The organism is Halomonas sp. ABH4_019, from assembly GCF_056159885.1.
Genome location: NZ_JBSWWC010000004.1, coordinates 120,066 through 141,732 on the forward strand (window position 1 = coordinate 120,066; position 21,667 = coordinate 141,732).

Sequence of the window (21,667 nt, forward strand, 5' to 3'; positions counted from 1 at the left end):
TCTGATTGATTCCCGGCGGCCCGCGGGCCGCCGCTGCGAGAGAGGTACGCGAATGGCCGACGGCAAAGGCAAGGACGAAGGCGGCAAGCTGCTGTACTGCTCGTTCTGCGGCAAGAACCAGAACGAAGTGCGCAAGCTGATTGCCGGCCCGTCCGTCTATATCTGCGATGAGTGTGTCGATCTGTGCAACGACATCATTCGCGAGGAGGTGCTCGATGCCGATGCCGAGAGCGACGAGGAGCGTCTGCCCGCCCCCCGCGAGATTCGTCACACCCTCGACGACTACGTGATCGGCCAGGACCGCGCCAAGATGGTGCTGTCGGTGGCGGTCTACAACCACTACAAGCGGCTTCGCCACGGCACCAAGGACGACGTGGAGCTGGGCAAGTCCAACATCCTGCTGATCGGCCCGACCGGTAGCGGCAAGACGCTGCTGGCCGAGACGCTGGCGCGATTGCTCAACGTGCCGTTCACCATCGCCGACGCCACCACGCTCACCGAGGCGGGCTACGTCGGCGAGGATGTCGAGAACATCATCCAGAAGCTGCTGCAGAAGTGCGACTACGACGTGGACAAGGCCCAGCGCGGCATCGTCTACATCGACGAGATCGACAAGATCTCGCGCAAGTCGGACAACCCGTCCATCACCCGGGACGTCTCCGGGGAGGGCGTGCAGCAGGCCCTGCTCAAGCTGATCGAGGGCACCACCGCCTCGGTGCCGCCCCAGGGTGGCCGCAAGCATCCGCAGCAGGAGTTCGTGCAGGTCGATACCACCAACATGCTGTTCATCGTCGGCGGCGCCTTCGCCGGCCTGGACAAGGTGATCCGCGACCGCGCCGAGAAGGGCGGCATCGGCTTCAACGCCGAGGTCAAGAGCAAGGACGAGACCAAGGGCGTCGGCGACCTGCTGCTGGACGTGGAGCCCGAGGACCTGGTGAAGTTCGGCCTGATCCCGGAGTTCGTCGGTCGCCTGCCGGTGATCGCGACCCTCACCGAGCTCACCGAGGACGCGCTGATCCAGATCCTCACCGAGCCCAAGAACTCGCTGATCAAGCAGTACGGTCGGCTGTTCGAGATGGAGGGCGTGGAGCTGGACTTCCGCGAGGACGCGCTGCGCGCGGTGGCCGGCAAGGCCATGGCCCGCAAGACCGGGGCGCGTGGCCTGCGCTCGATCCTTGAGTCGGTACTGCTCGACACCATGTACGAGATCCCGTCCCTGGAAGGGGTCACCAAGGTGGTGATCGACGCCTCGGTGATCGCCGGCGAGAGCGAGCCGCTGCTGATCTACTCCCAGCAGGAGCAGCCGCGGGTCGACGGCACCGACGGCTGAGGTCGTCGCCCCGTCCGTCTCGCCCCGCCGAGGCGACCGAGCGGGGAGTCGCACGCGCAAAGGGCCGCCCAGGCGGCCCTTTTCTTTGCCGTGTCGCCCCTGCGGCCTTGCAATGGCGGGCCGCCGCCCCCACTCCCCAGGTATCCAACCGATCGTTTGAGGAACGTCTGCGATGCAGCAGAACGCCGAACAGACCCTGAGTCTGCCCCTTTTGCCGCTGCGGGACGTGGTCGTCTACCCGCAGATGGTCATTCCGCTGTTCGTCGGCCGCGAGAAGTCCATCCAGGCGCTGGAAGCCGCCATGGAGGCCGACAAGCGCGTGCTGCTGGTGGCGCAACGCGAGGCCAGCAAGGACGATCCCGACAACGAGGACCTGTTCGCCATCGGCACCGTGGCCGAGATCATGCAGCTGCTCAAGCTGCCCGATGGCACCGTCAAGGTGCTGATCGAGGGCGAGTCCCGGGCCGATATTCGCGACATCCTGGCCGTCGATGACGGTTACAGCCGGGCCGAGGTCGTGCTGCGCGAGAGCGAGCCGCTCACCGAGCGCGAGCAGGATGCCCTGGTGCGGGTGCTGCTCAACCAGTTCGAGCAGTACGTGAAGATGTCGAAGAAGGTGCCCAACGAGGTGCTCAATTCGCTGTCCGGCATCGAGGACCCCAGCCGGCTGGTGGATACCATCTGCGCGCACCTGTCGCTGAAGATCGACGACAAGCAGCAGCTGCTGGAGATGGATCGGGTGCGCGATCGTATCGAGCACCTGATGGCGCTGATCGAGTCCGAGATCGATCTGCTCCAGGTGGAGAAGCGCATCCGCTCGCGGGTCAAGGACCAGATGGAGAAGTCCCAGCGCGAGTACTACCTGAACGAGCAGATGAAGGCCATCCAGAAGGAGATGGGCGAGCTCGAGAACGCGCCCAACGAGGCCGACAAGTACGAGCAGGCCATCGAGACCTCGGGGATGCCCAAGGAGGCCGCCGACAAGGCCAAGCAGGAGCTCGGCAAGCTGCGCATGATGGCGCCGTCCTCCGCCGAGGCCACGGTAGTGCGCTCCTACCTGGACTGGCTGATCTCGGTGCCCTGGAAGAAGCGCACCCGGGTCCGCCACGACCTGGTGCACGCCCAGAAGGTGCTGGACGAGGATCACTACGGGCTCGAGGAGGTCAAGGAGCGCATCCTCGAGTACCTGGCCGTGCACAAGCGGGTCAAGAAGCTCAAGGGGCCGGTGCTGTGCCTGGTGGGGCCGCCCGGGGTCGGCAAGACCTCGCTGGGGCAGTCCATCGCCCGGGCCACCAATCGCAAGTACGTGCGCCTGGCGCTCGGCGGGGTGCGCGACGAGTCCGAGATCCGCGGCCACCGTCGTACCTACATCGGCTCGCTGCCCGGCAAGATGGTCCAGCGCATGAGCAAGGCCGGGGTCAAGAACCCGCTGTTCCTGCTCGACGAGGTCGACAAGATCGGCATGGATCATCGTGGCGACCCGGCCTCGGCGCTGCTCGAGGTGCTCGACCCGGAGCAGAACGACAAGTTCAGCGACCACTACCTGGAGCTCGACTACGACCTGTCCGAGACGCTGTTCATCTGCACCGCCAACTCGATGAACATTCCCGGGCCGCTGCTCGACCGCATGGAGGTGATCCGGCTGCCCGGCTACACCGAGGACGAGAAGCTGGCCATCGCCAAGCGCTACCTGGTGCCCAAGCAGCTCAAGGCCAACGGCTTCAAGGAAGACGAGCTGAGCTTCGCCGACGAGGCCCTGCTGGAGCTGATCCGCTACTACAGCCGCGAGGCCGGGGTGCGTGAACTCGAGCGCCAGATCGCCAAGGTCTGCCGCAAGGTGCTGCGCGAGCGCCTCGAGCAGGAGGGCAAGGAGGGCGCCCAGGCCCCGGTCTCCCTGGCGGCCGCCGACATCGAGCGCTACGCCGGGGTGCGCCGTTACAGCTACGGCCTGGCCGACCAGCAGGACCAGGTGGGACGCGTCACCGGCCTGGCCTGGACCTCGGTGGGCGGCGAGCTGCTCAACATCGAGTCGGTGGTGACTCCCGGCAAGGGGCGCATCAACAAGACCGGCTCGCTGGGCGACGTGATGAAGGAGTCGGTGAGCGCGGCACAGACCGTGGTGCGGGCGCGGGCGACTTCCTTCGGCATCGATCCCGAGCGCTTCGAGAAGGAAGACCTGCATATCCACGTGCCCGAGGGCGCCACGCCCAAGGACGGCCCGAGTGCCGGCATCGCCATGGTCACCGCCATGATCTCCGCCTACACTGGTCGTCCGGTGCGCTGCGACGTGGCGATGACCGGGGAGGTCAACCTGCGCGGTGAGGTGCTGCCGATCGGCGGCCTCAAGGAGAAATTGCTGGCCGCCAGGCGCGGTGGTATAAAGACGGTTCTCATTCCGGAAGAGAACCGCCGCGACTTGAAGGAGGTTCCGGACAACATCAAGGATGCGCTCGACATCCGGCCGGTGCGCTGGATCGACGAAGTTCTTGAGGTGGCCCTGAGTGAAAAGCTCGGGAGCCAGGAAGGTGAATCTCGAGCGGAAGACAAGGCATCTTCTCACTCGATGATCAGTACGCACTGACGACTTTTTTCCCATGATATCGGGGGCAAAACCCCGGTATGATGGGGATTGTCAGGGATGGTTGCTTGACAGGCGTTTCATCGCATTGCTATAAATTACCGCCATGCTGTGATCGCGTCAGTCAGCCGTAAGTCTCGCCGATTAGAGCCAATTTACGTAACAGTCAAGGGGTGAAGTGTGAACAAGTCCGAGCTGATCGAAGCCATTGCCGCGTCTGCCGATATTCCCAAGGCGGCCGCTTCCCGCGCGCTGGATGCCATGGTCGATGCCGTGGCGGACAGCCTGAAGAAGGGCGACAGCGTTTCCCTGGTGGGTTTCGGCACCTTCACCGTCAAGGAGCGTGCGGCCCGCACCGGTCGCAACCCGCAGACCGGTGAGCCGATCCAGATCAGCGCCGCCAAGGTTCCGAGCTTCAAGGCCGGCAAGGCGCTCAAGGATTCCGTCAACTGAGGAGGCGTATCCGCCGTCCTCGCTGACGTTTCCCCACAGGCGCACCGCTGTCGCGGTGCGCCTGTTTTGTTTCGGGGCCCCGGCGGGACCGCTCGAGCCGTGCCCGTCGCGTGGCCAGTCCGGATGCGTATAATGTGGCGCGTCCCGATCCACAAGATCCACAGAGGCCTGCATGCTGCAAAGTATTCGTGACCGCTCCACCAGTTGGGGCGCCAAGATCCTGGTCGGTGCCGTGGTGGTGACCATGGCGCTGTTCGGCGTGGAGTCCCTGGTGGGGCTGCTGGGCAGCGACGGCGAGGAGGTCGCCAGCGTCAACGGCGAGCCGATCACGCGTCAGCAGCTCGAGCTTGAGGTGCAGCGGGCCATCCGCAGCGGCCAGGTGCCCCCCGAGCAGGAGCGCCAGCTGCGCGCCCAGATGCTCGATGCGCTGATCACCGACCGCCTGCTGACCCAGTACGCCGAGGAAGGCGGGCTGCACCTGTCCGAAGCCCAGATCGATCAGCTGATCGTGACCCTGCCGGAGTTCCAGGACGCCGAGGGGCGTTTCGATCGCGAACTGTTCACGAACCGCCTGGCCAGCGCCGGCTTCACGCCGCTGGCGTTCCGCGACCAGCTGCGTCGGGACATGAAGCGCCGCCAGGTCCAGCAGGGGCTGGCCGCCAGCGAGTTCAGCCTGGCCAGCGAGCAGGAGCGGCTCGCCGAGCTGCAGCGCCAGACCCGCAGCTTCCGCCACTACGCCTTGACCCCCGCCGACCTGGCGCAGCCCGCCCAGGTCAGCGATGCCGACCTCCAGGCCTATTACGATGACCACGCCGAGGACTATCAGCGTCCCGAACAGGTGCGGCTGGCCTACGTGATGCTCGATCGCCAGGACATGGCGGATGGGGTCGAGGTCGGCGAGTCCGCGCTGCGCCAGGCCTGGCAGGCCGAGGCCAGCGATGCCGATCGCCGCGTGTCGCACATCATGGTGACCTTCGGTGACGAGCGCAGCCGCCAGGAGGCCGAAGCGCGCCTGGAGGAGGTCAAGTCGCGGCTGGCCGACGGCGAGGCCTTCGCCGAGCTGGCCGACGAGTTCTCCGACGACACCTCCACCAGCGACGAGGGCGGCGACCTGGGCGTGATCGGCCGCGGCTTCTTCGGCGAGGCCTTCGAGGAGGCGGCCTTCGCCCTCGACGAGGGCCAGGTGTCGGACATCGTCGAGACCGATAACGGCCTGCACCTTATCCGGGTCACCGAGCTGGATCGTCCGCCCTTCGACGAGGCCCGCGAGCGCCTGGCGCGTCAGGTGGCCATGGAGCGGGTGCGCGACGATTTCAACGACCAGGCCCAGCGCCTGATCGACGAGAGCTTCGCCGCCGAAGACCTGGAAAGCGTCGCCGAGAGCCTGGGCCTCGAGCGCCAGGAGAGCGACTGGGTCGCCCGCGACCAGGCCGAGGGCGTGCTGGCCGAGCCCGGCGTGATGCGCCAGGCCTTCAGCCCCGACGTGCTGGAGGAAGGCTTCAACAGCGAGGTCATCGAACTCGGCGAGGATCGCCGCCTGGTGTTGCGCGTGCTGGACCATCGCGAGGCCACTACGCTGCCGCTGGACGACGTCCGCGAGGACGTCGCCGCCGCCGTGGAGGCCGAGAAGACCCGTCAGGCCCTCCAGGCCCGCGCCGACGAGATGCTGGCGGCGCTGCGCGACGGCGAGTCGCTGGGCCTCGACTGGCAGCGTACCGACTCCCTCAGCCGCCAGGGTGACAGCGCGCTCAGCCCGCCGGTGATCGAGGCGGCCTTCCGCCTGCGTCACCCGGACGGTGACGAGACCGTCTTTGGCCGGGCCGACGACGGCGAGCGGGTGGTGCTGATCGGACTGGAATCGGTGACCGCCGGTGAGCCCGACGAGCAGAGCGAGTCCTTCGTGGCGCGCATGGCCCAGCAGCTGCGCGCCCAGGCCGCGGTCAACGGCCTGCAGGCGCACCTGCGCGAACAGGCCGAGATCGAGCGGCCCTGACGCGCCTTTCGGCAGCTACAAGGCGCAAGCGACAAGGAACCCCGAAGGCCTCTCGACCTTCGGGGTTACCTTTTGCCAGGTAGGAGCCATGCTGCTGACTTGCAGCTTGCAGCTTGCAGCTTGCAGCTTGCAGCTTGCAGCTTGCAGCTTGCAGCTTGCAGCTTGCAGCTTGCAGCTTGCAGCTTGCAGCTTGCAGCTTGGCCCCTTCACTCTCCACACTCACGAGTCCCCCATGCCTACTCCGCTGACCGATATCCCCGTCCACCCGATCACCGGCTTCCTGGGCAGCGGCAAGAGCACGCTGATCCGCCACCTGATCGACCACAAGCCGCCAGGCGAGCGCTGGGCGGTGCTGGTCAACGAGTTCGGTCGTATCGGCATCGATCAGGCGCTGTTCGCCGGGCGTGACGACGTGGCGGTCCGGGCGTTGCCGGGCGGTTGTCTGTGCTGCCAGCTGGCCACGGTGCTGCGTGCGGCCCTGGTCGAGCTTCTACGCCGCCAGCGCCCCGACCGGGTGATCATCGAACCGTCCGGGCTCGGGCATCCCGCGGGATTGATCGAGCTGCTGGAGGGCGAGGCCTTCGCCGGGGTGTTGAGCCTTCGCGAGGTGGTGACGGTCCTCGACCCTCGTCGCCTCGACGATCCCCGCGTGCGGGATCATGCCACCTTCCGCGACCAGCTGGCGCTGGCCGACGGGATCGCCCTGACCATGACCGATCGGGTCACGCCGGAGCGCCTCGGCGCGGCCCGCGATTGGCTGGACGCGCTGCTGCCCGGTGCGCCCTGGGTCGCAGAGGCGCCCCACGGGCGGCTTTCCCTCGAGCGGTTGCTGGAGGGCGGGGCGCATCGGGCGGCGGAGCCGCTGGCTCGCCCGTCGGCCCATCGGGCGCTGGCGGATCGGCCCGGCCCCTGGCTGGATCTCGATGCCCGGGCGCCGACCCCGGGTGCGCCGGTGCACGAGCGTGGCGAGTCGCTCGGCCATGTCAGCCTGGGATGGCGCTGGCATCCCGACGAGGTCTTCGAGCGTCGGGCGCTGCTGCGCTGCCTGGAGGCGCTGCCGGGCGCGCTGCGGGTGAAGGGAGTGTTCCATGTCGACGATGGCTGGATCGCCGTCAACCGCGTCTCCGGGGGCGAGCCACCGAGCGCCAGCGAGTGGCGACGCGACTCGCGCCTGGAGGTGATTGGCTCGCCGTCGGCATTACCCGAGGCCGAGGCACTGGCGGCGCGGCTGTCCGCCTGCCGCGTCTGAGGCGGGCGTGCGCCCGCGGCGCTCAGGCGTGAGGGTGATGCAGCGGCTGTGCCGCCATCGGCGTGGCGGCAGCCAGCCGCGGCTCGGCCAGCCCGACCTGACGACAGGCGGCGACCAGGGTGTTGTGCAGCAGGCAGGCGATGGTCATCGGGCCCACGCCGCCCGGCACCGGGGTGAGCGCCCCGGCCACTCGCGAGACGCTGGCGGCGTCCACGTCCCCCACCAGCCGCCGTGCGTCGCCGTCGCCCAGGCGGGTGATGCCCACGTCGATCACGGTCGCCCCGGCCTTGACCCAGTCGCCCTGGACCAGGCCGGGCTGGCCGACGGCGGCCACCAGGATGTCGCCCTGCCGGCAGACCTTGGCGGGCTCCGGCGTGCGTGAGTGAGCGACGGTGACGGTGCAGTCCTCACGCAGCAGCAGGCTGGCCAGCGGGCGGCCGACGATCCGCGAGCGGCCCAGGATCACCGCATGCCGACCGGCCAGCTCGCCGAGGTGCGAGACCAGCAGGCTCACGCAGCCCAGCGGCGTGCAGGGCACGAGGCCCGTGCCGCCCGCCGCCAGGGCGCCCACGTTGAGGGGATGAAAGCCGTCCACGTCCTTGGCCGGGTCGATGGCGTGGATCACTGCCTCGGGATCGATGTGCGCCGGCAGCGGCAGCTGGACCAGGATGCCGTGTACCTCGGGATCGGTATTGAGGTCGGCGATCAGTTCCAGCAGCTCGGGCTGGGGCGTCGCCGCCGGCAGGACGTGCTCCCGGGAGCGCAGGCCGATTTCTCGGGCATGCTGCCCCTTGCGTCGCACATAGACCTGGCTGGCCGGGTCTTCCCCGACCAGCACCACGGCGAGCCCGGGCGCGATGCCGCGGGCCTCCTCGAATCCCCTGACCTCGCCGGCCAGGGTGTCGCGCAGTGCGCTGGCCCGCGCCTTGCCGTCGATCAACGTCGCCATGGGATATCCTGTCCTGGTGAAGGCATTCGGGACCGGCTGGGTCCTGCCTGCCGAGTCTAGGGCATGGGAGGCATGCCGGTGTTCCCGTCGCGACGCCGGATGTCACGCGGGCGACGGTCGCCCTGCGCTATGCGGCTGTCGCCCTGATGGAAGTGGTGAACGGCATGGCTGCATAGCCTGATGGCAAGTCCCCGGATGCGGGGGAGGGAGCGCAACGGCGAGGTCGACCCCATGTATGCTGTGCGTCGCTGGGTGGTACGCCATGCCCGGGCCTTCGAGTGGCTTTACGACGGTTTCGAGCCGGTGCTGCGTGCGCTTGCGCCGCTGGTGGCGCGTCTCGGCCCCGAGCGCCTCGAGCGGCCGGTGGCCGCCCTCGAGCGTTGGGTCAAGGGCTTCCTCTTCGACTGCCGGATGTGCGGGCACTGCGTACTGAGCTCCACCGGCATGGCCTGCCCGATGAACTGCCCCAAGCGCCTGCGCAACGGGCCCTGCGGCGGGGTGCGCGCCGACGGCGGCTGCGAGGTCAAGCCGTCGATGCGCTGCGTGTGGGTGGAGGCCTGGGAGGGCAGCCGGCGGATGAAGCACGGTGATCGCATCCAGGTGGTGCAATTGCCCGTGGACGATGCCGACCAGGGTGCCTCCTCCTGGCTCAAGGTGGTGCAGGGCGAGCACGGCCTGGATCGCGAGGCGGGCGCATGAAGTTCGACGACGAGCCGGTCCCCGGCTATTCGCTGCCGATCCTGCCCGGGCATGTGTCCCCTGGGCGCCTGGAGCGGGTGCTGCGCGCCGGTCGCTTCGCGCTGACCACCGAGATCGATCCGCCGGACTCCGCCGACCCGGCTGAGGTGCTGCGGCGGGCGGCGATCTTCGATGGCTATGTGGACGCCATCAACGCCACCGACGGCTCCGGCGCCAACTGCCACATGTCCAGCGTCGGCGTCTGTTCGCTGCTGACACGGGTCGGCTATGCCACGATCCTGCAGATGTCCTGTCGCGACCGCAACCGCATCGCCATGCAGGGCGACATCCTGGGGGCCGCGGCCATGGGGGCCTGCAACCTCCTGTGCCTGACCGGCGACGGCGTTCAGGCCGGCGACCACCCCGAGGCGCGCCCGGTGTTCGACTTGGACTCGATGTCGCTGCTGGGCCTGGCGCGGCGCATGCGCGACGAGGGTCGCTTCGAGAGCGGGCGCACCATCACCGCGCCGCCGCGGATCTTCCTCGGCGCCGCCGAGAATCCCTTCGTGCCACCGGTCGACTGGCGCGCGAAGCGGCTGGCCAAGAAGGTCGCCGCCGGGGCGCGCTTCATCCAGACCCAGTACTGCTTCGACGTGCCGCGCCTGCGCGATTTCATGGCCGAGGTCGCCGATCTGGGCGTGCTGGAGGGGCCCGACCGGGCCTTCGTGCTGGTGGGGATGGGGCCGCTTGCCTCGGCGCGCAGCGCCCGCTGGGTGCGCGATCGCGTCCCGGGCGTGCATATTCCCGATGCGGTGATTCGCCGGCTGGAAGGGGCCCGGGACCAGCGGGCCGAGGGGGAGCGGCTGTGCTGCGACATCCTCGCCGAGGTCCGCGAGATCGAGGGGGTGAGCGGCGCCCACATCATGGCCTACCGGCAGGAGGCCACGGTGGCGCGGATCATCGAGGAGACCGGCGTGCTCGAGGGGCGGGTGCCCTGGTACCCGGGGCGCGACGATCCGGCGGCTCTCAACCCGGAGGCGCCTGACGCCGTCGCTTGCCATCTCAGCTCCGCCGGTTCCGGGTAGGCCGGCCACCGGGGCCGATGGGGCCAGGGTGGAGGCGCCGGCGCTTGTCCCTGCGCTTATCCCGCTCCTCGCCCCCGGCCATCGCCCAGGCGCCGCTCCCGGGCTCGTCAGCCTTGCAGCGGGAAGTCGCGCAGCTCCGGCGGCTGGCCCGGGGCGACCTCGATTTCCCAGCCCCGGTCCGGCTGCCAGTCGCCCAGCACGTAGCGGCGCGCCGTGGCGCCGTCGAGATCGACGTCGTGGACGGCGGGACGGTGGGTGTGGCCATGGATCAGGGTGGTCACGCCGTGTCCGCGCAGGGCCTCGATCACTTCCTCCGGCGTCACGTCCATGATGTCCTCGGCCTTGTTGGAGTTGGCCTCACCGGACTGGTCGCGCAGCTGCCTGGCCAGCGCGATGCGCTCGGGAATCGGCATGGCCAGGATCTGTGCCTGCCACTGCGGATCGCGGGCCTTGGTGCGGAAGGCCATGTAGGCCTCGTCCCGGGTGCACAGGCTGTCGCCGTGCATCAGCAGCACGCGCTCGTCGCCGAGGGTGACGACGCAGGGATCGGGCAGCAGGGTCGCGCCGGCGGCCTCGGCGAAGCGCTCCCCGAGCAGGAAGTCGCGGTTGCCGTGCATCAGGTAGATCGCGGTGCCGGCCTCGGCGCGTTGCTTCAGGGCCTCGGCAATGCGCGCGGCGAGCGTGGCGGTGCCGGTGGGGTCGGCGGCGCCGAGGTCCAGCAGGTCATCGCCGATCCAGGCCTCGAAGAGGTCGCCGAGGATGTAGAGCGCCTCGGCGCCCGACGCGCGGGTCTCCAGCCAGTTCAGGAAGCCCTCGGTGATGGCCGGGGCGCCGGGATGCAGGTGAAGATCGGAGATCAGCAGGGTCGACATGGCATCTCTCGCGGGCAGCGGATAAAGGAAAACGCCCCCGTCCATGGCGTGGCGGGGGCGTGAAGCGAGGGAGCGAGGCGTCAGGCCTCGGACGCGTCCTTGACGTAGGCACGCTGGAGGACCACGTCCTCGGCCGGCACGTCGGCGTGCATGCCGCGGCGGGTGGTGGCCACGCCCTTGATGCGCTCGACCACGTCCATGCCCTCGACGACCTCGCCGAATACGCAGTAGCCCCAGCCCTGCAGGTTCTTGCCGCGATGGTTGAGGAAGTCGTTGTCGGCCACGTTGATGAAGAACTGGGCGGTGGCCGAGTGCGGATCCTGGGTGCGCGCCATGGCCAGGGTGCCGCGGGTGTTGGTCAGGCCGTTGTCGGCTTCGTTGTCGATGGGCTCGCGGGTGGGCTTCTGCTCGAAGTCGAGGTCGAAGCCGCCGCCCTGGACCATGAAGCCGTCGATGACGCGATGGAACAGGGTGTCGTCGTAGAAGCCGTCGCGCACGTACTGCTCGAAATTGGCGGCGGTCTTGGGGGCCTTGTCGTGGTTCAGGGCGACATGGATATCGCCGAAATTGGTCTGCAAGATGATCATCATATTGTCCTGTCGAGTCACGGGTCGGACTATCGTGAATAATCGCATTATCCGGGGGTGGTCCGGCGGCAGGTCTACGAGGGGCGCCATGAACCCCTCCTTGGGCGCTCCTTGCGAAACCCCCTCTGCGACCTGTCCCCGGTTCCCGGTGCTATATCCGTTGCGATAGCCCTGGAGTCACACGGGATGCCTTGGCGCCCCATGGGCAGGTGGCGCTATAATAGCCGTTTTGCGTCGATGCGCGAAGCCGTGGCCAGGCCCGCGGCGTCGCGGCGACAGGCCCGCGTTCAACCAGAGGTTGCCCAATCAACATGACCAGCGAGACCACCAGCGCGCCGAACTTCATTCGCAACCAGATCCGCGAGGAGATCGAGGCCGGCCGACAGGGGAAGATCGTCACCCGCTTCCCGCCGGAGCCCAATGGCTTCCTGCACATCGGCCATGCCAAGTCGATCTGTCTGAATTTCGGGCTCGCCGAGCAGTTCGGTGGCGACTGTCATCTGCGCTTCGACGACACCAATCCGGCGAAGGAAGAGCAGGCCTATATCGACGCCATCAAGGAAGACGTCAGCTGGCTGGGCTATGAATGGGCGGGGGCGGTGCGCTTCGCTTCGGACTACTTCGATACCCTCTACGAGTGGGCCCAGCACCTGGTGCGTGAGGGCAAGGCCTATGTCGACGACCTTTCCCCGGAGGAAATGCGCGAGTACCGCGGTACCCTGACCGAGGCCGGCAAGCCGAGCCCCTACCGCGAGCGCGGCGTCGAGGAGAACCTCGACCTGCTGGAGCGCATGCGTGGCGGCGAGTTCGCCGAGGGCGAGAAGGTGCTGCGCGCCAAGATCGACATGGCGGCGCCCAACATCAACCTGCGTGACCCGATCCTCTACCGGATTCGCCACGCCTCGCACCACCAGACCGGCGACAAGTGGAAGATCTATCCGTCCTACGACTTCACCCACGGCCAGTCCGATGCCCTGGAAGGCGTGACCCACTCCGTGTGCACCCTGGAGTTCGAGGATCACCGGCCGCTCTACGAGTGGTTCCTGGACAACCTCCCGGTGCCGGCGAGGCCCCGCCAGATCGAGTTCGCGAGGCTCAACCTCAACTACACCCTGACCTCCAAGCGCAAGCTCAAGCTGCTGGTGGACGAGAACATCGTCGACGGCTGGGACGATCCGCGCCTGCCGACCATTTCCGGGATGCGCCGCCGCGGCTATACACCGGCCTCGGTGCGCAAGTTCTGCGAGATGATCGGGGTGACTCGCGCCGACGGCGGGCTGGTCGACATCGCCATGCTCTACCATGCGATCCGCTCCGACCTCGAGGACAACGCGCCGCGTGCCATGTGCGTGCTCAAGCCGCTCAAGGTGGTGCTGACCAACGTCTCCGAGGACCTCGAGGAGAGCTACGAGGTCCCCGGGCACCCGGCCCGCGAGGACATGGGCGTGCGCCGGATTCCCTTCGGTCGGGAAATCTACATCGACCGCGACGACTTCATGGAAGAGCCGCCCAAGAAGTTCTTCCGGCTGGCGCCGGGCAAGGAGGTGCGGTTGCGCAACTCCTACGTCATCCGCTGCGACGAAGTGATCAAGGACGCGGCCGGCGAGATCGCGGAGCTGCGCTGCTCGGTGGACTTCGACACCCTGGGCAAGAACCCCGAGGGTCGCAAGGTCAAGGGCGTGCTCCACTGGGTCAGCGCCGCCGACGCGGTGCCCATGGAAGTGCGCCTCTACGACAACCTGTTCACCGTCGAGCAGCCCGACAAGGACAAGGACGCCGACTTCCTCGAGCACCTGAACCCCGAGTCGTTGACCGTGGTGCAGGCGATGGGCGAGCCGAGCCTCGCCGAGGCGGGGCCCGAGGATCGCTTCCAGTTCGAGCGGGTCGGCTACTTCTGCGCCGACCGCCACGCCTGCCGCGACGGCAAGCTGGTATTCAACCGCACCGTGGGACTCAAGGACGGCTGGGCCAAGGCCAAGAAGAAGGGCTGACATGCAGATCTACAACACCCTGACGCGCCGCAAGGAAACCTTCACCCCCATCGAGCCGGGCAAGGTCCGCATGTACGTCTGCGGCATGACCGTCTACGACTTCTGCCACCTGGGCCATGCCCGGGTGATGGTGGCCTTCGACGTCATCACCCGCTACCTGCGGGCGCGCGGCTATGACGTCAGCTACGTGCGCAACATCACCGACATCGACGACAAGATCCTCAGGCGCGCCGAGGAGAACGGCGAGACCATCGAGTCGCTCACCGACCGCATGATCGATGCCATGCACGAGGACGAGGGGCGCCTCGGCGTGCTGCGCCCCGACGCCGAGCCCCGGGCCACCCAGCACCTCGACGACATCGTGCGCATGATCGAGACGCTGATCGCCAAGGGCTACGCCTATGCGGCGGACAACGGCGATGTCTACTACCGGGTGCGCAAGTTCGAGGGCTACGGCAAGCTCAACAACCGCGACCTCGACGACATGCGCTCCGGTGCGCGGGTCGACGTGGACGAGCACAAGGAAGACCCCCTCGACTTCGTGCTATGGAAGGCCGCCAAGCCCGGCGAGGTCAACTGGCTCTCGCCCTGGGGCGAGGGTCGACCCGGCTGGCACATCGAGTGCTCGGCGATGTCCACCTGCTGCCTGGGCGAGACCTTCGACATTCATGGCGGCGGGCCGGACCTGACCTTCCCGCACCACGAGAACGAGATCGCCCAGAGCGAGGCCGCCACCGGCAAGCCCTACGTCAACACCTGGATGCATGCCGGGGCGGTGCGGGTGAATCAGGAGAAGATGTCCAAGTCACTGGGCAACTTCTTCACCATCCGCGACGTGCTCGAGCATCACGACGCCGAGGTGGTGCGTTACCTGCTAGTGTCGAGCCACTACCGCAGCCCGATCAACTACGCGCCGGAGTCGCTGGCCGATGCCCGCAAGTCGCTGGAGCGCTTCTACAATGCCCTCGAGGGGCTGGCTCTGGACGGGCTGGCCCTGGACGGCGTCGAGGTGCGGGAAGGCGAGGTCGACGGGCGCTTCGACGAGCGCTTCACCGCGGCCATGGACGACGACTTCAACACCGCCGAGGCGGTGTCGGTGTTGTTCGACCTGGCCCGGGAACTCAATCGCGCCAAGAAGGAGAGCCCCGACCAGGCGCCGGCCCTGGCGGCCGAGCTCAGGCGCCTGGGCGGCGTGCTCGGCCTGCTGCAGCAGTCGCCGACGGATTTCCTCAAGGGCGCCGGTGGCGGTGAGCTGCCGCTGTCCGAGGCCGAGATCGAGGCCAGGATCGCCGAGCGTGCCGAGGCCAAGAAGGCCCGCGACTTCGCCGCCGCCGACGGCATCCGCGACGAGCTGGCGGCACTCGGCATCGTGCTCAAGGACAGCCGCGAGGGCACCAGTTGGGTGTTCGAGGCGCCCGGCGGCTGAGTCGGCCGCGGTTCCGGGGCCGCCTTGCGCGCCGCCCCGGGCCGTGAGGCTCGGTCATCCAAAACGCCCGGCATCGCCGGGCGTTTTGCGTCGGGGTCGCAGGCCAGAGGCCTTAGGCTGGCCTGGGCGCCGTGCGGGGGCTCAATAGGGTATCGGTACCGCCGACCCTTCTTCGACGATGGCCATGGCCTCGTCCAGGCTTCTCGCCACCGCGTTCCAGGGCAGCGACGAACCGGCGAGGTGGCAGTGGTAGAGGGCATCGCCATCGATATCGACGCGATGGATGTCATTGCCCCGGTTGTCCTGCCACCAGTCGGCATGGACATGCTGCCAGCCAGGGGCGAGCGTAGCGACGACGTTCATGGGGACCTTCCTCCTTCGGCCATCCGGGCGAGACGCTCGCTCAGGGCGCTTTCCAGATTTGCAGGCGGGGCTCCTTCAGCCCGTGCCAGCGGGAGTAGAAATCGAGCCGGCGTTCGGCGTTGGCCAGGTCCACGAGGCCGAGGTCTTCCCGGGGCAGATGGGCCAGGCAGCCCACGTTGACCCCAACGGGCCGGGGGCGGGTTCGGGCGCGCGACGCGAAGCGCTCGGCGCGGCGTATCGGTCTCGCCTCGGGAAGGGGGCGCTGCTCAACGGGAGTGTGGGTCAACCGCAATACTTGGTTCATGTGGCATCCCTCCGAACGGCATGGAACCAAGGGAAGCGACTCGCCGTCGCCTGTCATCGGGGAGAGCGGATCGGCCCGTAGCCGGCCCGGCCATGCCCCTATTTGACAGCATAGTTTAGAAACGCCGTTTGTAAATTTTAGTTACAAAAAGTCATGATGCCCAGGATCCCGGGGGAGAATGACATCGGCCGTGCACAACCGCTATTTGTCGATCGGCCGGCCCGTCTGAGCGACGGAGGACGAGCCGCCCCGCCGCGCCGATGACGACTTCCACTTACGGCTCGGCGGGCCGGCCCTGCCAGGTCGCGTCGAGGCCGGCGGCGGCCAGCTCGCCCTGGCGATCGTAGACCGGCTGCCCCTGGAGAAAGCTCATCTCGACCTCGGTGCGATGCAGGTTGCCGCGGACCTCGCGGGAGAACGGGTCCTCGTCGAGTACGATCAGGTCGGCCGACTTGCCGACCTCGAGGGAGCCGGTCTCGTCTTCCAGCCCCATGGCGTAGGCCCCGTTGAGGGTCGCCACGCGCAGCGCTTCCTCCAGGCCGATGGGCGTGCCGAAGCGCTCGTCGCCGGGCTCCCAGGGGTTCTGTCGCGTGACCAAGGTCTCCAGGGCCAGCCAGGGATCGATGGAGGCCACCGGGAAATCGGTGCCGAACACCGCGACGCCCGCGGCATCCAGCACGCCGCGCAGGTTATAGGCCCGGGACAGGCGCTCCTGGCCATACCCGGCCCGGGCCCCCGAGGTGAAGGGCGAGGGGTACCAGGCCGCCGGGGAAAACTCGGCGATCACGTCCAGCTCGGCGAAGCGGGCCAGGTTGGCATCGTGCAGGATGGTGCTGTGGGCGCACTGGTGGCGCACGCCGCCTGGGCCGTTGGCGCGTCGCGTGGCGGCCACGGCGTCGAGGAACAGGTCGGAGGCGCCGTCGCCGGTGCAGTGGGCGATCACCCGGATGCCGCGGCGGTCCATGTCGATCAGCATGTCGCGCAGGTGTTCGGGCGTCAGGTTGATCTTGCCGCGCCATTCCTCGCCGCTTTCCCAGGGCGTGAGCAGGAAGGACGAGCGGGGCTCCACGGTGCCGTCGAAATGGAACTTCACGGCGTTGGCATTGAGTCGGCTGCTGGCGTAGTAGTGGCGTTCGCCGCCGAGCAGCTCCCAGCGCCGCTTGACCGGGAAGATGTCGTCCTGCCAGCTGATCGCCGCCTCCACGCGCAGGCTCAGCCGTCCGGTGTCGTCGAGTTGCTTGAGGGCGTCCAGGCGCTGTTCGCAGACATGCACGTACTTGGTCGCCGTGACCCCGCGGCTGGTCTGGAAGTGCAACCCTTCCTCGTAGGCGCGGCGCAGCACGGCCACCGGGGTCGGCGGCATGGCGGCGTGAATCATGGCGTAGGCGCCGTCGATCATCAGCCCGGTGGGCACGCCGGTGAGCGGGTCGCGCTCCATGTAGCCGTTACGTGGGTCGGGGGTGTTTCGGTCGATGCCGGCCATGGCCAGGGCCTTGCTGTTGACCATCATGGTGCCCCACATCCGATCGAGGATGGCCACAGGGCGGTCGGGCATGACCCTGTCGAGCCAGGCGCGTCCGGGCGTCAGGCCGGCCTGGCGAAAGGTGTAGCGCACGAAGTAGGCGCCATGAATCCAGCCGTCGCCGGGATGGCGAGCGGCGTAGTCGAGAATGGCCTGCTCGACCTGGTCCGGAGTGGGGTCCTCGAGCCCGATGTTCAGCGAGTCGTCGTACTTGGCGGCCAGGCCGAGGTCGGGATGGGTGTGCATGTCGTGCAGGCCGGGCATCACGAAGCGCCCGCCCAGCGAGATGACCCGGGTGGCGGGGCCGATCCATGCCTTCACGGTGTCGGCATCCCCGACGGCGCACAGCCGGCCATCCGCCATGGCCAGCGCATCGGCCCAGGGGCTTGCCGGGTCGAGCGTGTAGATGGTGCCGTCCAGCAGCACGATGTCGGCATGTGACGGTCGGGGAGCGTGGCTGGAGCGCCAAGGGTCGAACATCCGGGTTACCTCCATTGTTGTGCCGAATTCACCATAAGCCAGGGAAAAGGGCCGGGAGGTGGTAATTTCTTGCGTCAGAGGTGAGCGTTCTTGGCGTGTCGGCGGGCTTAGCCGGCTGCGGTGCCGCGCAGCCGCTCCAGTAACTTCTTCAACCAGTCGCTGAACGCCTGGGCATTGGGATCGTCCAGGCGGCTCTGGGGCGTGACCAGGTAATAGGCGCGATCGCTGGGAATGCGCTCGCCAAACGTCCGCACGAGCTGGCCGTGGCGCAGGCTGTCGCCGCATACCACGTCGTCGCCGATCGCCACGCCCTGACCGGATAGCGCGGCCTGCAGTACCAGCAGGATGTTCGAGAAGTACAGCCCCGAGTCGACCTTGATCGGGTGCTTGCCGCCGCAGCCCGCCATCCACAGTTGCCAGTCATGGGCGTCGTGAAGGTGCAGCAGGGTGGCGCGTTCCAGGTCCCTCGGCTGGGCGATGTCGAGCTCGTTCAGCAGGGTCGGGCTGCACACCGGCTGGTACATCGGCTGGGCGAGCATCTCGACGTGATGGTCGGTATAGGCGCCGTCCCCGAACACCACGAACAGGTCGAAGTTGGGCTGGTGAATGGTCTCGTTTTCGCGATTGGTGCTCAGGTGCAGGCGAATGGTGGGGTAGTTGCGGTAGAAGTCGTTGATGTGGCGGCTGACCACGCTGGCGGCGAACCCCGGGGGCATGCACACGTGCAGATGGCCGTTGTATTCCTGGTCCGGCAGGTTGGCGTGGATGCGCTCGAGGTGCTGCAGCACGTCGCGCACCTCGCCGGCGTAGAGCTGGCCGGCGGGCGTCAGGGTCACGCCGCGGCCGCGACGCTCGTAGAGGCGCAGGTTCAACTGGGTTTCCAGCAGCCTCAACTGGTGGCTTATGGCGCTGCGGGTGAGGCTGAGGTAGTCCGCCGCGTCGGTCAGGCTGCCGAGCCGCGCGAGGGCCTCGAAGGCGCGCAAGGCCTGCAGCGAGGGGAGGTGATGGGCTTTTTGTTGAGTCATTTTGACCAATCAGATGATTATTTTTGACTTTTGATGAGTTGAGTTTGATTTATAGTGGGTTGCAAAGCAATAACACTCCTTCGAGGAGCCCACATGACCACGCAGACCCAACGCGATGCGCTCGTCCGCGGCGTCGAGGCGCTGATGCCCCGCCTGTCCGAGTGGAACCAGACCATCTGGCACTATGCCGAGACCGCCTGGCGGGAATACCGCTCGGCACGCTTCTACGTCGACCTGCTGCGCGAATATGGCTTCGAGGTCGAGGAGGGCTCCGGCGGCATGCCGACCGCCTTCTGTGCGACCTGGTCCAACGGGGAAGGGCCGACGCTTGGCGGCTACGCCGAATATGATGCCGTACCCGGCAACTGCCAGGCGGCCGACGTGGTCCAGCGTCCCCGCGACGGGCTGAGCCCCTGGGCCGGCGGCCACACCGACCCCCATGCCGCGCTGGGCATCGGCTCGCTGGGCGGTTTCCTGGCCATGCAGGCGCTGATGAAGGAGCAGGGCCTTCCCGGTACCCTGAAGTTCTTCGGCGAGCCGGCCGAGAAGGTGCGCGGCTCCAAGCCGATCCATGCGGCCCGGGGCTACTATGACGGCCTGGACGCGGCCATCAGCTTCCATCCCTTCTACATGCTGCCGCTGTGCAACACGACGCGCTGGGACACCCATTGCGGTGCCGCCTACGGTGTCATCTACACCTTCACCTGCGACAGCCCCGAGACCTGGCTGACCGGCGACCACAGCTCGCCCATCGCGGCCTCGCACGCCAGCGCCCGGGCGCCGGGGGCCAACGATGCCGTCACCCAGATGTACGTCAATGCCAAGGCGCTGCGAGAACACGTGCTGGCCAGTGGCCTCAACTGGTCGATGAACGAGGCGATCCTCAATGCCGGCCAGGCCACCGCCGACAACCTTCCGGCCCAGATGGCCCAGATCCAGTATTTCATTCGCGTGGCCACGGTGGAGCAGGCGGAGCACGTGGTGCGCGGGCTCGATCATATCGCCGAGTGCGTCGCCCGGCTGTCGCACTGCCGCGTGGAGCGCCACTGGGTCGCCAAGTCCCGTCCCGGGTTGGCGAACCACGCGCTGGCCGAGCTGACCTATCGCAACCTGGAGCGCGTCGGCCCGCCGCGTCTCGGTCCAGAGGCCATCGAGCTGGCGCGCCAGATACAGGCCAACCTGGGCATGACGCCCATGGCGCGTCCTTTCCTCGCCGACGTCGAGAGGCTGCGGCCGCCGCGGGAGGCCGAGCGGGAGCTGCGCCGGATCCTGGCGCCCACCCAGACCCACTTCACCTCCGACGACTACACCGAATACAGCTGGCATGCGCCGACGGTGCGCCTGTACATCGGCCGTCCGGCGCTGGCGCCACGCGAAGACGGCGCCGGGTACCCGGCCTGGGTGATGAACGCCCTGGGCGGCCTGGCACCGTGCATCGACCCGATGATCGAGACCGCGGCCAAGACGGTAGGGCTGACGCTGCTCGATCTGCTGCAGGAGCCGGGAGCCCTGGCGGCCGCCCGGGAGGAGTTCGAGGCGCGCACCGCTGGCGGCATCGGCGGCGACGACTGGCTGGCCCCGCTGTGCGACTACGCCCCGCCGATCGATTTTCGCTGGCCCGAGTACGTCAGTACGCCTCGCGGCGAGCGTGACTGGGTGATTCCGGCACCCACCGATAGAGCCGAGTGACATGCCGGACCACATGACGCATCCCTCCTCAGGAGACATCGCAATGCACAACAACAACGTCGAACGTCGTCATCTCCAGACCCTCAAGGTCGGCCTGGCCAGCCTGGCGCTGTCCGGCAGTGCCCTGGCCTTTCCCGTGGCCGTGCTGGCCCAGGACGGCGAGGTGGTCGAGATCCGCATGCAGCGCTATACCGGCACCGAGGAAGACGAGATCTTCCAGCGCTACCAGGACATGCTGGCCGAGGCCAGCGATGGGCGGATCCAGCTGTCGATCTTCCGCGGTGGCGAGCTGGTGCCCAACGACCAGATGTTCACCACCCTGCGCAGCGGCACCCTGCAGGCGATCTATGGCTATGGCGGCTATTGGGGTGGCCAGATGGACACCGGGGTGCTGGAGTCCGGCATACCCATGGCCTGGACCAGCCTCGAGGAGGCCAAGGAACTGTGGCACGAGCGGGGGCTCGGCGAGCTGCTGGCCGAGAACTACGCCCGGCAGGGCATCCACTACACCGTGCCGGTCTTCGGCGGCAAGTTCGACCTGCTGACCAAGGAGCCGGTGGAGAGCCTGGCGGACATGAGCGAGCTCAAGATTCGCGCCACGCCCTCGGTCGCCGCGGTGCTCGAGCACTTCGATATCCCCACCGTGTATATCCCGCCCCAGGAGTTCTACATCGCCCTGAGCACCAACACCATCGATGGCCTGATCTATGGCGGGCCCTACGACTATTCGGTGCTCAAGCTCGATGAGGTGGCGACGCACTATACCGAGATGAACATGCTCTATCCGGGCTTCGTCGACAACGTGCTGGTCAATCAGCGTTTCTGGGAGCAGATGCCCGAGGATCTCCAGGCGATCTTCACCGAGGTGACCGCCGAGTGGGCCGACTATCGCCACCAGAAGTTCGTCGAGTGGAACGAGGAGGCGGCCCATCGCTTCGACATCACCCAACTGCCCGAGGACGACATCCTGGCGATGACCGAGGCGGCGCAGGACGTCTGGGACGCCGAGGCCGAGAAATCCGAGGCGGCCGCTGAGGCCATCGAGATGATCCGCCAGATGGCCCGCGACAAGGGTCGCCTCGACTGAACGGGA

18 protein-coding genes are annotated in these 21,667 nt (G+C 67.8%); 11 read left to right on the forward strand and 7 right to left on the reverse strand.

All coding sequences use genetic code 11. The features are described 5' to 3' along the window. The first annotated feature begins 52 nt into the window (after positions 1–52). From clpX to ACXAFN_RS16275, 5 genes are all read left to right on the forward strand, one after another. Complete coding sequence (gene clpX / locus ACXAFN_RS16255; RefSeq protein WP_183387195.1) at positions 53–1,330, forward strand: ATP-dependent Clp protease ATP-binding subunit ClpX; 1,278 nt, start codon at positions 53–55, stop codon at positions 1,328–1,330. A gap of 172 nt (positions 1,331–1,502) precedes the next feature. Then, the gene (lon, locus tag ACXAFN_RS16260) at positions 1,503–3,911 is read left to right on the forward strand and encodes an endopeptidase La (RefSeq protein WP_474990366.1); all 2,409 of its coding nucleotides are present in this window, start codon (positions 1,503–1,505) and stop codon (positions 3,909–3,911) included. 177 nt (positions 3,912–4,088) lie between these two features. After that, on the forward strand, positions 4,089–4,361 hold the full coding sequence (locus ACXAFN_RS16265; RefSeq protein ID WP_013332105.1) for an HU family DNA-binding protein: 273 nt from the start codon (positions 4,089–4,091) through the stop codon (positions 4,359–4,361). A gap of 172 nt (positions 4,362–4,533) precedes the next feature. Beyond that, positions 4,534–6,354, forward strand: coding sequence for a SurA N-terminal domain-containing protein (locus ACXAFN_RS16270; protein ID WP_474990368.1), 1,821 nt, complete (start codon positions 4,534–4,536; stop codon positions 6,352–6,354). 232 nt (positions 6,355–6,586) lie between these two features. Beyond that, complete coding sequence (locus ACXAFN_RS16275; protein ID WP_474990370.1) at positions 6,587–7,603, forward strand: CobW family GTP-binding protein; 1,017 nt, start codon at positions 6,587–6,589, stop codon at positions 7,601–7,603. Between the two features lie 22 nt (positions 7,604–7,625). On the opposite strand, the gene ACXAFN_RS16280 is transcribed toward ACXAFN_RS16275, so the two are convergent. Beyond that, positions 7,626–8,552 (reverse strand): bifunctional 5,10-methylenetetrahydrofolate dehydrogenase/5,10-methenyltetrahydrofolate cyclohydrolase, encoded by a 927-nt coding sequence (locus ACXAFN_RS16280; protein ID WP_474990372.1) that lies wholly within the window; start codon positions 8,550–8,552, stop codon positions 7,626–7,628. A gap of 231 nt (positions 8,553–8,783) precedes the next feature. Between ACXAFN_RS16280 and ACXAFN_RS16285 the strand changes: the two genes are divergently transcribed. Continuing rightward, entirely contained in the window at positions 8,784–9,251 is a 468-nt protein-coding gene (locus tag ACXAFN_RS16285) for a methylenetetrahydrofolate reductase C-terminal domain-containing protein (RefSeq protein WP_474990374.1), read from the forward strand. Next, the gene (locus tag ACXAFN_RS16290) at positions 9,248–10,315 is read left to right on the forward strand and encodes a methylenetetrahydrofolate reductase (RefSeq protein WP_474990376.1); all 1,068 of its coding nucleotides are present in this window, start codon (positions 9,248–9,250) and stop codon (positions 10,313–10,315) included. Before ACXAFN_RS16285 ends, ACXAFN_RS16290 begins: the two co-directional genes overlap by 4 nt. A gap of 107 nt (positions 10,316–10,422) precedes the next feature. Here ACXAFN_RS16290 and ACXAFN_RS16295 read toward each other — a convergent pair whose 3' ends face one another. Both ACXAFN_RS16295 and ACXAFN_RS16300 read right to left on the reverse strand, forming a co-directional pair. Further along, positions 10,423–11,187 carry a UDP-2,3-diacylglucosamine diphosphatase gene (locus ACXAFN_RS16295; protein ID WP_474990378.1) on the reverse strand — a complete coding sequence of 255 codons (765 nt, stop codon included), beginning with the start codon at positions 11,185–11,187 and terminating at the stop codon, positions 10,423–10,425. 80 nt (positions 11,188–11,267) lie between these two features. Then, positions 11,268–11,774, reverse strand: a complete 507-nt coding sequence (locus tag ACXAFN_RS16300; RefSeq protein ID WP_474990380.1) for a peptidylprolyl isomerase — start codon at positions 11,772–11,774, stop codon at positions 11,268–11,270. A gap of 311 nt (positions 11,775–12,085) precedes the next feature. On the opposite strand from ACXAFN_RS16300, the gene ACXAFN_RS16305 reads away from it, so the two are divergent. Both ACXAFN_RS16305 and cysS read left to right on the forward strand, forming a co-directional pair. Next, on the forward strand, positions 12,086–13,765 hold the full coding sequence (locus tag ACXAFN_RS16305; protein WP_474990382.1) for a glutamine--tRNA ligase/YqeY domain fusion protein: 1,680 nt from the start codon (positions 12,086–12,088) through the stop codon (positions 13,763–13,765). A 1-nt stretch (position 13,766) separates the two neighbouring features. Continuing rightward, positions 13,767–15,191 carry a cysteine--tRNA ligase gene (cysS, locus tag ACXAFN_RS16310; protein ID WP_474990384.1) on the forward strand — a complete coding sequence of 475 codons (1,425 nt, stop codon included), beginning with the start codon at positions 13,767–13,769 and terminating at the stop codon, positions 15,189–15,191. Positions 15,192–15,332: 141 nt separating this feature from the next. On the opposite strand, the gene ACXAFN_RS16315 is transcribed toward cysS, so the two are convergent. The 4 genes from ACXAFN_RS16315 to ACXAFN_RS16330 form a co-directional block, all read right to left on the reverse strand. Beyond that, positions 15,333–15,554 carry a hypothetical protein gene (locus ACXAFN_RS16315; RefSeq protein ID WP_474990386.1) on the reverse strand — a complete coding sequence of 74 codons (222 nt, stop codon included), beginning with the start codon at positions 15,552–15,554 and terminating at the stop codon, positions 15,333–15,335. A 40-nt stretch (positions 15,555–15,594) separates the two neighbouring features. After that, entirely contained in the window at positions 15,595–15,858 is a 264-nt protein-coding gene (locus tag ACXAFN_RS16320) for a hypothetical protein (protein WP_474990388.1), read from the reverse strand. A gap of 274 nt (positions 15,859–16,132) precedes the next feature. Further along, positions 16,133–17,860: an amidohydrolase gene (locus tag ACXAFN_RS16325; RefSeq protein ID WP_474990390.1), complete on the reverse strand. Its 1,728-nt coding sequence runs from the start codon at positions 17,858–17,860 to the stop codon at positions 16,133–16,135. Positions 17,861–17,967: 107 nt separating this feature from the next. Continuing rightward, positions 17,968–18,885: a LysR substrate-binding domain-containing protein gene (locus ACXAFN_RS16330; RefSeq protein ID WP_474990392.1), complete on the reverse strand. Its 918-nt coding sequence runs from the start codon at positions 18,883–18,885 to the stop codon at positions 17,968–17,970. Between the two features lie 93 nt (positions 18,886–18,978). Between ACXAFN_RS16330 and ACXAFN_RS16335 the strand changes: the two genes are divergently transcribed. Beyond that, positions 18,979–20,574 (forward strand): zinc-binding metallopeptidase family protein, encoded by a 1,596-nt coding sequence (locus ACXAFN_RS16335; protein ID WP_474990394.1) that lies wholly within the window; start codon positions 18,979–18,981, stop codon positions 20,572–20,574. Between the two features lie 43 nt (positions 20,575–20,617). Beyond that, on the forward strand, positions 20,618–21,661 hold the full coding sequence (dctP, locus tag ACXAFN_RS16340; RefSeq protein ID WP_474990396.1) for a TRAP transporter substrate-binding protein DctP: 1,044 nt from the start codon (positions 20,618–20,620) through the stop codon (positions 21,659–21,661). The last annotated feature ends 6 nt before the right edge of the window (positions 21,662–21,667 follow it).

Excerpts from the sequence above, each read along its gene's own strand:
- clpX (WP_183387195.1), top strand. The coding sequence starts at position 53 with ATGGCCGACGGCAAAGGCAAGGACGAAGGCGGCAAGCTGCTGTACTGC.
- lon (WP_474990366.1), top strand. The coding sequence starts at position 1,503 with ATGCAGCAGAACGCCGAACAGACCCTGAGTCTGCCCCTTTTGCCGCTG.
- ACXAFN_RS16270 (WP_474990368.1), top strand. The coding sequence starts at position 4,534 with ATGCTGCAAAGTATTCGTGACCGCTCCACCAGTTGGGGCGCCAAGATC.
- ACXAFN_RS16275 (WP_474990370.1), top strand. The coding sequence starts at position 6,587 with ATGCCTACTCCGCTGACCGATATCCCCGTCCACCCGATCACCGGCTTC.
- ACXAFN_RS16280 (WP_474990372.1), bottom strand. The coding sequence starts at position 8,552 with ATGGCGACGTTGATCGACGGCAAGGCGCGGGCCAGCGCACTGCGCGAC.
- ACXAFN_RS16285 (WP_474990374.1), top strand. The coding sequence starts at position 8,784 with ATGTATGCTGTGCGTCGCTGGGTGGTACGCCATGCCCGGGCCTTCGAG.
- ACXAFN_RS16290 (WP_474990376.1), top strand. The coding sequence starts at position 9,248 with ATGAAGTTCGACGACGAGCCGGTCCCCGGCTATTCGCTGCCGATCCTG.
- ACXAFN_RS16295 (WP_474990378.1), bottom strand. The coding sequence starts at position 11,187 with ATGTCGACCCTGCTGATCTCCGATCTTCACCTGCATCCCGGCGCCCCG.
- ACXAFN_RS16300 (WP_474990380.1), bottom strand. The coding sequence starts at position 11,774 with ATGATCATCTTGCAGACCAATTTCGGCGATATCCATGTCGCCCTGAAC.
- ACXAFN_RS16305 (WP_474990382.1), top strand. The coding sequence starts at position 12,086 with ATGACCAGCGAGACCACCAGCGCGCCGAACTTCATTCGCAACCAGATC.
- cysS (WP_474990384.1), top strand. The coding sequence starts at position 13,767 with ATGCAGATCTACAACACCCTGACGCGCCGCAAGGAAACCTTCACCCCC.
- ACXAFN_RS16315 (WP_474990386.1), bottom strand. The coding sequence starts at position 15,554 with ATGAACGTCGTCGCTACGCTCGCCCCTGGCTGGCAGCATGTCCATGCC.
- ACXAFN_RS16320 (WP_474990388.1), bottom strand. The coding sequence starts at position 15,858 with ATGAACCAAGTATTGCGGTTGACCCACACTCCCGTTGAGCAGCGCCCC.
- ACXAFN_RS16325 (WP_474990390.1), bottom strand. The coding sequence starts at position 17,860 with ATGTTCGACCCTTGGCGCTCCAGCCACGCTCCCCGACCGTCACATGCC.
- ACXAFN_RS16330 (WP_474990392.1), bottom strand. The coding sequence starts at position 18,885 with ATGACTCAACAAAAAGCCCATCACCTCCCCTCGCTGCAGGCCTTGCGC.
- ACXAFN_RS16335 (WP_474990394.1), top strand. The coding sequence starts at position 18,979 with ATGACCACGCAGACCCAACGCGATGCGCTCGTCCGCGGCGTCGAGGCG.
- dctP (WP_474990396.1), top strand. The coding sequence starts at position 20,618 with ATGCACAACAACAACGTCGAACGTCGTCATCTCCAGACCCTCAAGGTC.